The organism is Vibrio sp. QJM3NY_26, assembly GCF_057786005.1.
The window spans coordinates 169260-181466 of record NZ_CM173516.1; the positions used below are offsets into that span (position 1 = coordinate 169260).

9 protein-coding genes are annotated in these 12207 nt (G+C 44.0%); 3 read left to right on the top strand and 6 right to left on the bottom strand.

Annotated features, from left to right (window positions below; genetic code table 11):
• Positions 1–24: 24 nt before the first annotated feature.
• Positions 25–2616 carry an ATP-binding protein gene (locus AC3CH4_RS16270; RefSeq protein ID WP_473579113.1) on the bottom strand — a complete coding sequence of 864 codons (2592 nt, stop codon included), beginning with the start codon at positions 2614–2616 and terminating at the stop codon, positions 25–27.
• Between the two features lie 981 nt (positions 2617–3597).
• On the opposite strand from AC3CH4_RS16270, the gene AC3CH4_RS16275 reads away from it, so the two are divergent.
• On the top strand, positions 3598–5034 hold the full coding sequence (locus tag AC3CH4_RS16275) for a glyceraldehyde-3-phosphate dehydrogenase (protein WP_488544032.1): 1437 nt from the start codon (positions 3598–3600) through the stop codon (positions 5032–5034).
• 281 nt (positions 5035–5315) lie between these two features.
• Here AC3CH4_RS16275 and AC3CH4_RS16280 read toward each other — a convergent pair whose 3' ends face one another.
• Both AC3CH4_RS16280 and hcp read right to left on the bottom strand, forming a co-directional pair.
• Entirely contained in the window at positions 5316–6395 is a 1080-nt protein-coding gene (locus AC3CH4_RS16280) for a 2Fe-2S iron-sulfur cluster-binding protein (protein WP_372243488.1), read from the bottom strand.
• Positions 6396–6514: 119 nt separating this feature from the next.
• Positions 6515–8176 (bottom strand): hydroxylamine reductase, encoded by a 1662-nt coding sequence (hcp, locus tag AC3CH4_RS16285; protein ID WP_004730037.1) that lies wholly within the window; start codon positions 8174–8176, stop codon positions 6515–6517.
• Positions 8177–8450: 274 nt separating this feature from the next.
• Here hcp and AC3CH4_RS16290 point away from each other — a divergent pair, with 274 nt between their 5' ends.
• The gene (locus tag AC3CH4_RS16290) at positions 8451–8681 is read left to right on the top strand and encodes a hypothetical protein (protein WP_488544033.1); all 231 of its coding nucleotides are present in this window, start codon (positions 8451–8453) and stop codon (positions 8679–8681) included.
• A gap of 53 nt (positions 8682–8734) precedes the next feature.
• Positions 8735–9898, top strand: a complete 1164-nt coding sequence (locus AC3CH4_RS16295; protein WP_488544034.1) for an alpha/beta hydrolase — start codon at positions 8735–8737, stop codon at positions 9896–9898.
• Between the two features lie 117 nt (positions 9899–10015).
• Here the strand turns inward: AC3CH4_RS16295 and AC3CH4_RS16300 are convergent, their stop codons facing one another.
• The 3 genes from AC3CH4_RS16300 to AC3CH4_RS16310 form a co-directional block, all read right to left on the bottom strand.
• Complete coding sequence (locus AC3CH4_RS16300; RefSeq protein WP_029221972.1) at positions 10016–10630, bottom strand: LysE family translocator; 615 nt, start codon at positions 10628–10630, stop codon at positions 10016–10018.
• Positions 10631–10757: 127 nt separating this feature from the next.
• A complete protein-coding gene (locus AC3CH4_RS16305; protein ID WP_065205870.1) occupies positions 10758–11678 on the bottom strand; it encodes a LysR family transcriptional regulator in 921 nt (306 codons plus the stop codon).
• The gene (locus AC3CH4_RS16310; RefSeq protein ID WP_488544035.1) at positions 11672–12133 is read right to left on the bottom strand and encodes an Lrp/AsnC family transcriptional regulator; all 462 of its coding nucleotides are present in this window, start codon (positions 12131–12133) and stop codon (positions 11672–11674) included. Before AC3CH4_RS16310 ends, AC3CH4_RS16305 begins: the two co-directional genes overlap by 7 nt.
• Between the last annotated feature and the right edge of the window lie 74 nt (positions 12134–12207).

Below are 12207 nucleotides of genomic sequence, written 5' to 3' on the forward strand. Positions count from 1 at the left end.
GTGCTAGCCTTGATAATGAGCCAGCTAGACAATATCAAGGCTACTGAAAAGGTCATACAGTTGGTGGGATTTATAAGGTTTCGGCAAGTAGGCATTCATGCCCGCTTCAAAGCAATCTTTGATGTCTTCTTCCAGCACACTAGCGGTTAAAGCAATGATGGGTAATGGCGCAGCTTGCTGATCAATCTCCCACTGTCGAATCGCACGAGTCGCAGTTATACCATCCATAACAGGCATCATGCAGTCCATTAAGATGGCATCAAACTGAGCGCCTTGAGTGATGACATCCACCGCTTCTTGGCCATTACTGGCAATCAAATATTCATAGCCCGCTTGCTCAAGGAAGAAGCTCGCTATCTTCTGATTCATTAGGTTGTCTTCAACAATCAGAATACGTCGGTTCAGAGAACGAACCTCTTCATCTTTTACTTCCACCGTCGGCGCTTGTTCTTCACCGATATCGAGCGATTGTAAGCTGTTTAAGAATCGTCGACCCAAGAATGGCAATGTATGAGTTGAGTGAACCGTTTCTGTGATTAGATTGGTTTTAAAGAGATGATGCTGACACACGATAACGCGAGCCAAAGGGTATAACGCCTTCAGCGTCGTAAGATCTTTATCCATGGAGTGATGCAGCGTATGACAATAAAGTATGAAGTCACTTTCTTTCAGGTTTTCATCAAGATCCGAAATGGATGACACGACATTAGGTCGAACATTTAAGCGTTCACACTCTTTGACCAGTTGATCGAGGTAATTGAAAGAATTCGAGATAATAGTCGCACGGTTTAGGTTGTCGAAGGTTTGAAGATGAGTTTCGACAGTGTCGACATACAAACAAAAAGTGAACGTTGAGCCCTCTCCTTTCACTGAACGCGCGGTAATGTAACCACCCATCAAATCAACAAGCTGTCGACAAATCGCAAGCCCTAACCCTGTCCCACCGAATTGGCGAGTAATGCTGCCATCTTCTTGAGTGAAAGGTTCAAATATGGACTCTAACTTCTCTGGCTCAATCCCAATCCCGGTATCAGACACACTGCATTCAAGCTTGCCTCTACCCAAAGACATAGGTGTGTATGCGATATCCGTCGTAATCGTGCCCTTTGACGTAAATTTGATAGCGTTAGACAGCAAATTGGTCAGCACCTGCCTTACACGGTACTCATCGAAAAACAGCTGCGGTGGCGTTTGGGAATCGATATTGATGTCGAGTTCGATATCCTTACTTATCGCTTTGGATAAAATCACACTTACTGAGTCGTAAACCGCCTCTCTCAGATCAGCATTGTGTGGCGATAGCATTAAGTTGCCCGACTCGATTTTGGACAGGTCAAGAATGTCATTAAGCAGAACCAGTAATGAGTGAGAAGACGATTCGATATCTCCTAACACTTCTTGTTGATTCGCGCTCAGTTGGCTTTGAGATAAAATTTCAGCCATCCCAATAATCCCGTTGAGTGGTGTACGTATCTCATGGGACATATTGGCTAAAAATGCGCTCTTCGCCTTATTAGCCGAAATTGCATCTTCTTTTGCTTCTACTAACTCTTTGTTATGTTGATAGTTACGCTCCATCACTCGATTCAAAGTTTCAGTGAACTCGGCAAGTTCATCGTTACCTTGAATATGAATGACCTTGGGCTTGCCGTAGCTATCCGCGCATTCAGACACCCCTTTCAAAATAATCGATAGGTTTCGATTTAAGCGAAGAGATGTCGCTACACCAAGCCACAACAACACACCTGAAACGACAAGAATAAGCAATGTCATAACCAAGGTTTGCCTTTTTTGCAGCGCTATATTTTTTGTTAAATCAAACTGTAATTGCTTCGTGTAAGCACCCACTGCCTTTGAAATCGCTAACTTCTTTCGTTCTAAACCTTCCACATGTTCATATATTTCAGGCGACGAGAAGTCACCTTTGAGGATTCGAGCTGTAAAACGGTTTTGAAATTCATCTTTAGAAAACGTACTTAATAGCTTTCTAATTTCAGGCGAACGGCTTCCTGATCGGAAAAACGTATCTAATAACTGCTGCTGCCTTTCTAAAGCACCAACATAACTCAATAAATATTGATCTATCAGCTCTGGAGAACGATACAAGCGGTAGCTCAACCACGCTTCTCGCTGAGTCCAGAACACGTAGTGAGTAAGATTGATAAACATCGCGTCAGCTTGACTGATCTTTTCGTCCACGATGATAATGCGATATTCAGATAGCTCCATTAACACACCTTTTAGCAAGTCAAAGGCATGCTCTGTCAGTTGCGTGTTGTTGTCCGTAATTTGTGATGCGTCGTTGTTCATACTGGAGGTTACGCGAGCGAGTTTCGCTAACACACTCTTAAGCTCAACCAACTGCGGTTCAACAGTCCAATTGCTATCGAACTGTCGAAGCTGTTTTTCGTACTGAGCCAGTCTAGCTAAATCAGCTTGCAGCTTTAAAAGCAGCAGCTCTTTCTCTGGAGAGTCATTAGACAGAACCAACCATCGATAAGCATCGCTTGAAACGGTATTAAAAGATTGAAGCGCTTCAACCTTAATACGAGTTGTTTCAAGGTGATTCATCTTCTTATCGTTCTTGAGCACTTCATTGACTGTAAAACCAAACATGATGAATACAGAAACCGTGGAAAGAAATATAAGACGCCATCTAATTGACATGTTTATCATTTTTATAACGACTCCCTTCCCGAAAGTAATTTTACCTAGCCCAAGTTAAGAATAGGACATTAACAGGACTTATTGATCAAATTGGATATGAACAAACGATACTCTGAGCCCAGAACGGTAAATTATGATCAACTTACCTCCATGTTTAGGCTTTAAAGGGGGGGCTTTAACTAAACAGATAGACTCAAAACAAATATGCTTTAAGCAGTTGTGCTGTAAACACGCGAGGTCTAAACACAAAATGTTTAAACAGGAGGAGTATAGATGAGAGAGCTGTTTACAAACGAGGTATGAACAAGTGAAGTTTAACGAAGCAAGCTTTATCCAGTTATTATCACTCGCATAATAAGCAAACGGCCACGCTTCTCGGCTCCACAAGGTTGGGAGTAATGACTCAATAAACCAACAAACACCGAAGTTAAGTGAAATTTGTGAGATCCAATCGTTTGCGTCATGCACTTTTCGCACTCGAATTCGGCGAATTCAAAGGTCGAAGAAGAAAACGCATTGATCACCTTATTTGTCGTTTACTGTTTACGTGTAACTTGAGCTCACGATCACACCTTTAATGAACACTATGACTTTTATTACATATAATATTTTGATTTGAGTATTTTTTGGCGAAAAATAAGTGCTACAGATTGTTAAAGTCAATAGCCTTTATCGACACTTAAAACTTGATTTATGGCTAATATAAAGCCAACTTACAGATAATTTGTCTGCATTTATTTTTCCTAGCAGAATAACCCGTCGTACCTTACAATCCTGCCACATAAAAATTACAAGTTGCACACAAGGCATATCAAGCACATTTAAGTGGCAATAAAGACCACAGCCTGATACCTCAAATCCCCTATGCTGATTGGCTTCCCTACAACCGCCATGAATGCAGAAACTTAACGTGAAAGGTCCCGAGTAAAGATGAGTCCCGAAAAGCACCTCCTAGACTGGCAAACTAGTCAAACTATTGCTGAATCCATCGCTCCAACTTTAGGTCAGTTATACCGTCAAAAAGGCGTAGAAGTTATCCTCTTCGGTAAGACCCTGGTTAACGCGACAACTATCGACATCATCAAAGCTCACCGCATCGCAAAACGTTACACTGGTTCTCCTCTTACAGCAGAACAGACTCAACCAATCATTCAACACCTTCTCTCTATGGACTTGTCTCCATGTCGTATTGATGTTGGTCGCCTTGCCCATGCATTCTGGCAAGATCGCGAAGACACTCACGGGTTGGATGATTTTCTACAAACTGCACTTGTAGAATCGCTTCAAGGCGATGCAATGACAGAACCTCGTGACGTTGTATTGTACGGTTTCGGTCGTATTGGCCGACTGCTAACTCGTCTATTGATCGAGAAAAGTGGCCCAGGTTACCCACTTCGTTTACGTGCAATCGTTGTACGTGGTGGCAAAGACGGCGACCTAGAAAAACGTGCTAGCCTACTTCGTCGTGACTCTGTTCACGGCCAGTTCAACGGCAGCATCGTAGTTGACCAAGAACGTAAAGCAATCATCGTAAACGGCAACTTCATTCAAGTTATCTACGCAAACAAGCCAGAAGACGTGGATTACACGGCTTACGGTATTGAAAACGCACTTGTGGTTGATAACACAGGCGTATGGCGTGACGCGGAAGGCCTAAGCCAACACGTTGCGTGTAATGGTGCGAAGAAAGTTCTACTGACTGCGCCAGGTAAAGGCGATATCAAGAACGTGGTATTTGGTGTGAATGAAAATGTTATTCAGCCAGAAGACACCATCATCTCTGCTGCAAGCTGTACGACAAACGCAATCACGCCAGTATTGAAAGCGGTTCACGACAAATTCGGCGTACTGTCTGGTCACATTGAAACGGTTCACTCATTTACCAATGACCAAAACCTAATCGATAACTTCCACTCAGGCGATCGTCGTGGTCGTGCTGCATCATTGAACATGGTACTGACATCGACTGGTGCTGCTAAAGCGGTATCAAAAGCGATGCCGGAAATGGAAGGTAAGCTAACAGGTAATGCGATTCGCGTACCTACGCCAAACGTTTCAATGGCAGTTGCGAACCTAAACCTTGAGAAAGGCACAAACAAAGAAGAGTTGAACGAATACCTGCGTGAAATGGCGCTGTCTTCTTCTCTGTCTGCACAAATTGATTACACAGACTCGACTGAGATTGTATCTACGGACTTGGTTGGATCTCGCCACCCAGGCGTGGTTGACGGTGTTGCGACTATCGCACAAGACAACCGTGCTGTTCTGTATATTTGGTACGACAACGAGTTTGGCTACAGCTGTCAGGTTGTTCACTGTATGGAACAAATGATGGGTGTGCGCTACAAGACTTACCCTGAAGTATAAACTGCTTAGAGCCTGTAAATTGCTTAGATTCTATTACTTCCTTAGATTCTATAAACAGTTTTAGGTAACCAGCTCCACAACATAATAATTATATCTGCGAGGTCTGTAATGGGCTTTGCAACCCTTCTTGTTTTACTCCCCCGTATAAACAGGAAGGTTGCCACTTAGATCTGCTCTCTCTATCTGATCTAAGTGGCCTTTTTACATCTGGCAAGCTAACTTTTATCGCTATGACAAGAACTTTATCCTCGTCACTCTTGGAAAGCTTCACTTCACATCTGTTACAACTCAACCTCAACATCTGACTGAATCGCACTCGAACACGCGAGTACATAACCTTGTTCAATCTGTTCTGGCGTCAAAGTCTCTTGGCTGCTTGATTCCACTGAACCTTTGGTTACTTTACACTTGCAAGAACCACAAATCCCACTGCGACAAGCAATGATAATTGGAACACCAGCTTTCTCTAATGAATCAGCGAGTGGTGTGCCCGCCTCCGCTTCTACTTCTGCGCCAAATGCAGGAACAAACACCTTAACGGCGCCATTTGAATCTGCTGACGCTTCTGTTTGTGGTTCTTCTGAAGCAGTATTGCTATTGGCTAGTGAATTATTACTTTGAGTCGCTGGAGTAAAACTTTCTTGGTAGAAGTTATCCATGTTGAACTCAAGTTCTTTCAGGTAGTTTTCTATGTCTTGCATAAAGCTAACCGGCCCACACAAGTAAACGGTTCTGTCTAAAATGTCTGGGCTGAGTGTTACCAACCAGCTCTTGTCTAGACGACCTTGGGGAGCAGTTGTTCCTTCACTGTCTTTCAGAAGTAATTTAAGGTTAAAGTTAGCGTGTGTCTCATCAAGTTGGTTAAGCTCTTCAAAGTAGATAGTCTCGCGTCGATTACGTGCCATGTGAACAAAATCGATTTCAACATCACTGCCTTGAGCCAACCAATACTTTGCCATCGCCATCACCGGGGTGATACCGCAACCCGCGCTCACTAGCGTTACTTTCTTGGTAGCTGTTGGCATGCAATCAATACAGTTAAACGCGCCAGCAGGCTTCAATACAGAAACTTCATCACCTTCATCAAGTTCATCAACAATAAAGTTCGAAACCAAACCACCTTCCACACGCTTTACCGTCAGCTTCAGGCGATTATCTTCAGGACAAGACGCTACAGAATAGGCACGGTAATCGGTTTTCGTCGGCATATCCAAACCCAGAGTAATAAATTGCCCTGGCTTAAAGTTGAAATGTAAGTCTTGTGGAACGCTGCCAAGCTCAAAGCTGACCGTATCTGGCGTCTCGTGCCATTTCTTTAAACACACTAAATTGATTGAATCGCTATCCGACCATGCATACATAGTTCGTGTACCTTGCTAATGACTAGATGATTAAATGACTAAAGATTTAAATCGAAAAAGCCCCGCCGTTGTCTGTTTTAGAAAAACGTCACAACAACGGGGCTTAGAGTTGGCTTAAATTAAGCCGCTAAGATTGTTTTAAGATCTTGCTCTGGCGTTGAGATAGAACGCATATCGAACTCGTCTTGCATAATCTTTAATAGGTTTTCTGTTAGGAAGGCAGGTGCTGTTGGGCCCGTGTAAATACCTTTCACACCAAGAGCGAACAGGGTAAGCAGGATCACGATCGCTTTTTGCTCGAACCAAGATAGAACCAGCGTTAACGGAAGTTCGTTGATACCACAATCAAACTCTTGAGACAGTGCGATAGCAAGCTGAATCGCTGAGTAAGCATCGTTACATTGGCCAACATCTAACAGACGTGGGATACCGTTAATGTCACCAAATTGGTTCTTGTTGAAACGGAATTTACCACATGCCAATGTCAGGATTACTGAATCTTCTGGCGCTTGAGCTGTGAAGTCTGTGTAGTAGCTACGCTCAGACTTGTCACCGTCACAACCACCGACTAGGAAGAAGTGCTTGATGTTGCCTTCTTTCACTTGCTCAATAACCGCAGGTGCCGCTTCCATCAGTGCGTTACGACCAAAACCGACAGTGATCATCTGCTCGATCTCGTCGTGTTTGAAACCTTCTTGCGCAAGAGCACAGTCGATTACTGCGCTGAAATCGTCGCCTTCAAGGTGATCAACACCCGGCCAGCCTACAATGCTACGTGTAAATAGACGGTCTGCGTATGAACCTACATCAGGGTTAAGCAGACAGTTAGATGTCATTACGATGGCACCAGGGAAGTTAGCGAATTCTTTTTGCTGGTTCTGCCAAGCGCTGCCGTAGTTACCCGCAAGGTGTGGGTACTTGTTCAGTTCAGGGTAACCGTGTGCAGGTAGCATCTCACCATTGGTGTAAACGTTGATGCCCTTGCCTTCAGTTTGTTGAAGGATCTTTTCTAGATCATGTAAGTCGTGACCAGAAACAAGAATACAGTGGCCTTTCTTAGTCTTAACATTCACGGTTGTTGGTTGAGGGTGACCAAATGTATCTGTCTCACCTTTATCCAGCATTTCCATTACTTTGTAGTTCATCAAGCCAATTTGCATAGACGTATCTAGCAGTTGTTTTAGGTCAGATGGATCAGTACCTAAGAAAGCCATGATTTCGTGGTATTCAGCAAAAATAGCATTGTCAGTTTGACCAAGAACACGCGCGTGCTCCATGTAGGCTGCAGCACCTTTTAGACCGTATAGGCAAAGAAGGCGAAGACCAATCACATCTTCGTGTTGAGAGTCGTGACCACGGTTTACCGCAGCTTGAGGGGCAAGTGCCAATAGCTCTGAAGAATCGGTTGGAAGATCGAATTGCGCAGCAGCCGAAAGTGCTGGGATTTCAAAGCCGATCAACGTAGCAGCCGCACGTACCTGTTGCTCTAAACGCTGCTTAAACTCGTGAGATTGTTGTGCGAATTCGATTATACGAGCAGGGTCGAAGTTTACGTTAGTCAGTGTCGCGAAGAACGCTTTTGGTGCCCATTCGTCAATTTCAGTATCAATAACATCGCAAGCGCGGCCTAAATTGGCCCAGAAAGAAACACCTTGAAGAGAATGCACCAACACGTCTTGAAGGTCGGATACTTCCGATGTTTTACCACACATGCCTTGTGCGAAAGAACAGCCTTTTACGGTTGGGGTTTGAATCGTTTGTTCACATTGAATACAGAACATAAAGGGGCTCCAGTAATTTTTTATTAGCTGTAAGTGCTTTGCTTACAGTGACTTATTCCAAACCCTATAGAGCATCAACCGTGCCAACTTTTAACTCATTGATTTTATTGACCTTGCCTTTATTCCCTTATTTTAGTGCGTGATTATGACTACATATAAACTCTCAATCCACACACACCTGTGTCATAGTGACTCTCAGAGATTTATTAACGGCGTTCATGTTTCGTTCAGAATAGAAGCGATAAAGTAACAACATAGAAAAAGAGGAATGAATATGAAAAATATATTAGTTACGATTGTTGCATTGTTTACTGGCCTTTTGGCGTTATTCACTAGCTTGATCCTTGCTATTCCTTTAGCTATCGCAGCTTTAATTACTGGCAAGCGCATTCAGAATCAAATGAAGAAACAAGGTTTCTCAGCTCATATGAACACTCGTCAGTCATCAACCAATGATGCCGGTGTTATTGAAGGTGAATACGAAGACCTTTCAAGCAGAAAGTAATCTAAACTTTAGTTTCAAACATAGTGAAAGCACAACAGAGACAACATTAAAAAATGCATAGAAATACCATTCTAACGCTGCTCGCCTTAACGACTTTAAGTCTCGTTGGTTGTTCCAACGAGACATCTATACCCGCTTACGAAACATCTCCAAGCTTGCCGGCCTATCAGCAAGATAGCTTTGATGCCTACGTCAATGACACCCAAGATTGGCTGCTGAAAAACCGCGTGTTCATGACAAAAGACAAGCAGCTTGAGATTCAACTGAACTCCCCGACTGAATACAAACCTACCAAACCTAACGGCAAGGCAGTGTTATTGGTCCATGGATTAGGTGATTCACCCTACTCGTTTAAAGACATCGCAACGCACTTAGCAGAACAAGGCTACCTAGTGAGAACGGTATTGCTTCCGGGTCACGGCAGTCGTGTGGGTGACCTAATGCAACCGAGCTTAGAAGATTGGCAAGGTGTGGTAGCTCACCATACTAAGTTGCTTGAGCAAGAGTATGATTCTGTTTGGCTTGGCGGTTATTCAACGGGCGCGAATCTCGTCACTTCACAGGCGATGAACGATCCAAAGATCTCCGGGTTGCTGCTGTTTTCTCCTGCGTTTCAACCAAGCTCGTCTGCCGTTCAATATGCTGGGCTAGCAAGCTACTTTGTCACTTGGGCTGATCAAGATCCTGAAGACAATGTATTGCGTTACAACTCATTGCCAATGAACGGTGCCTCGGTTTACTACGAGACATCAGAGGTCGTTCGTGATGACTTACAAGATAAGCACTTCGATAAACCGGTGTTTATTATGATGAGTGAAGGCGACAGCGTGATTGACACCAGTTTCGTTCAACAAGCGTTTACTGAGTCCATGCCCAACCCAAACAATGTGTTGATTTGGCAAGGAGAGACGACACTCGATGATCCGCGAGCGGTTCAGTACAGCATGAAGCTCCCGGAGCAACGCATCTCGAACGGTTCTCACATGGGTTTACTGTTCTCGCCAAGCAATCCGTATTACGGAATCAATGGTAGCGAGAAGATCTGCTCCAATGGTCAAGAGGAAGGTTTTGAAGAACAGTGCAACGCGACAAGTGAAGTTTGGTACTCAGCATGGGGATATCGTGAAGATGGAAAAAACCATGCACGTTTGACCTATAACCCTTACTTTGCAGACTCAATGAAAGAATTAGATGCGGTTCTAAACTCAGCAGGCTAACTTCTTTTAGCTGTTAGCTGTTAGCTGTTAACTGTTAGCGTTTAGATCAGTATAAACAAAAACGGCTCACAAAATAATCTCTTGTGAGCCGTTTTAGATCTTAAGGTCTAGTGATGACTAAATCATCCACACCACACGCACAGCAAGTAGAATCAACACCACACCTGACAACCGGTCAATCAACTGAGCTTTCGAACGAATACGTTCAACAATCAAAGGACTAGACAACACCAGGGTGATAAATGTGTACCATAAACCGTCTACAAGTAGCGGTGTTGATACGATAATCACTTGATTGGTCAGTTCATTACCTAACGCAACAAATTGGCTAAACAGAGCGATGAAGAACAGCGCGATTTTTGGGCTCAAGATAGAGATCAAGAAAGCCTCGCGAGCAGACTGCATGTAACTCATCTGCTCACCCGCTTCCAATTTCGCGGCAACACCACCTTTCGAACGCAACGCATTCACGCCGAGATAAAGTAGATACGCCGCACCCGCTAAACTAATGGCTTTGAACAACATGGGTGATTGCTCAAGCACAACGGCTAAACCAACAATGGTTGCGAACGCATAAATACCAATGCCTACGGCGTGAGACCAAGCTGCGATAAGCCCGTTCATGCGGCCACCAGCCAGACTGTGTTTTGCAATCATAGCCAAGCTTGGGCCCGGAGACATTGCACCCAACAAGCAAATCGCTAATAAAGAAAACCAAATTGTTACTGTCATCATTCCATTCTTAGTAAAACAAAGCGCCCCAGCGGAACGCTCTTTGCTTAATATTCAATACTTAGCACTTACCATAATTCGCAGAAGGTATTATTTGAAATCAAAGATTATCATTGCACCTATGATTTCAAGTCATACTGATATTATAACTCGACTTCTGCATAGCTTGGAATGCCTTTTCTCTCGCCCATTTGTGGGCAGAATCGTTGTCATACTTGGGGTGCCACATTAACCAATAGGTGTGCATTTCCGTATCAAATGGCAAAGAAAAATAGGCAGTATCGAGGTGCCGACCTAGGTTATAGGCGATATGTTCAGGCACGATCATCAGATAGTCGTCTTGCATTAATACAGTTCCAGCGGATGAAAAGAACGGAACCTGCAGAGCCACTCTTCGTTTAAGTCCTTTTTTCTTCAATGCTATGTCCGCGTAGCTGTCTTTATCTCCGCCACCCGTCACTTTGATGTGAGAATAGTTGACGATATCTTCTGCACTCAAAGCCGCTTGTTGAGCCAATGGGTGCGACTTGCGCATTAAACACACCGATTTATCTTCACCGAGCTTAATGCTTGATACATGTTCTGGCTTTGTGGGAAACATACTGGAAGCCAAATGAATACCCGACTCGTTCAGAGCTTCAAGGTAGTTTGGCTGCCACAAGCGGAAAGCCAAATTAATGTTCGGGGCTTCGGCGGACACCTCTGCAACAATAACAGGAAGAATATACTGAGCCACATAGTCACTCGAAGACAATACCAATTCACCCTGCCAGTCTTGCGGTTCAAAGGGTTTATCGTCTAAAAGGTGGTCGAACTCTCCAAGCAAGTCATCGAGTTTGCCTTTGAGCAACAAAGCACGGTTAGTCGGAACCAGTTTGTTGCCATCACGAACCAGCAAAGGATCGCCACATAGGTCTCTAAGCTGAGCCAGTTGACGGCTCACCGCCGATTGCGTGATGTGCAAACGCTGAGCTGTTCGACTGACATGACACTCTTCAAGAAGCACATGCAGAGAGCGCAGTAGGTTTAAGTTGATATTGCCTAACATGAATGCACCGTCGCATTCTGTTTGTTAAAAAACTCCGTCAAGACAGTATGAGTCATAAGGTGTCGAAGCTCTGGATAGCTTTGCAGGCGGTCGCGGATTTGATTCAAACGTTCCATGCTTTCAACTTCAACATAAAGCATCATGTCTGTCTCACCGCTAATAGAGTGGCACCATCGCACCTCATCAATACTCTGGATTCGTGTCGCGTAAGACTCACAACTATGGTCGCTGCTCGACATGTCGAACTTCAACAAGATGTAAGCGCACACATTCTTCGTTTGGTTGGGCTCTGCTACTTGAGCACAATAACCCGTAATCACTTTGTCGCTTTCCAGTTTCTTGATTCTGGCATTCACCGCCGAGCGCGAGAGGCTGACATCTCGGGCGATATCGCTCACTGAGCATCGTGCATTGGTTTTGAGAATATCCAAAATCTGACGATCAAATTTATCCATGCTTCTGATTCTTTCCATTTATTGTTCTATTTATAACGCCTAATTTGACACAACTTTCCTGCTTATAACAGCCA

Bases quoted from the DNA above. Each gene is read 5' to 3' on its own strand.
- AC3CH4_RS16270 (WP_473579113.1), bottom strand. From the start codon at position 2,616: ATGTTTGGTTTTACAGTCAATGAAGTGCTCAAGAACGATAAGAAGATG.
- AC3CH4_RS16275 (WP_488544032.1), top strand. From the start codon at position 3,598: ATGAGTCCCGAAAAGCACCTCCTAGACTGGCAAACTAGTCAAACTATT.
- AC3CH4_RS16280 (WP_372243488.1), bottom strand. From the start codon at position 6,395: ATGTATGCATGGTCGGATAGCGATTCAATCAATTTAGTGTGTTTAAAG.
- hcp (WP_004730037.1), bottom strand. From the start codon at position 8,176: ATGTTCTGTATTCAATGTGAACAAACGATTCAAACCCCAACCGTAAAA.
- AC3CH4_RS16290 (WP_488544033.1), top strand. From the start codon at position 8,451: ATGAAAAATATATTAGTTACGATTGTTGCATTGTTTACTGGCCTTTTG.
- AC3CH4_RS16295 (WP_488544034.1), top strand. From the start codon at position 8,735: ATGCATAGAAATACCATTCTAACGCTGCTCGCCTTAACGACTTTAAGT.
- AC3CH4_RS16300 (WP_029221972.1), bottom strand. From the start codon at position 10,630: ATGACAGTAACAATTTGGTTTTCTTTATTAGCGATTTGCTTGTTGGGT.
- AC3CH4_RS16305 (WP_065205870.1), bottom strand. From the start codon at position 11,678: ATGTTAGGCAATATCAACTTAAACCTACTGCGCTCTCTGCATGTGCTT.
- AC3CH4_RS16310 (WP_488544035.1), bottom strand. From the start codon at position 12,133: ATGGATAAATTTGATCGTCAGATTTTGGATATTCTCAAAACCAATGCA.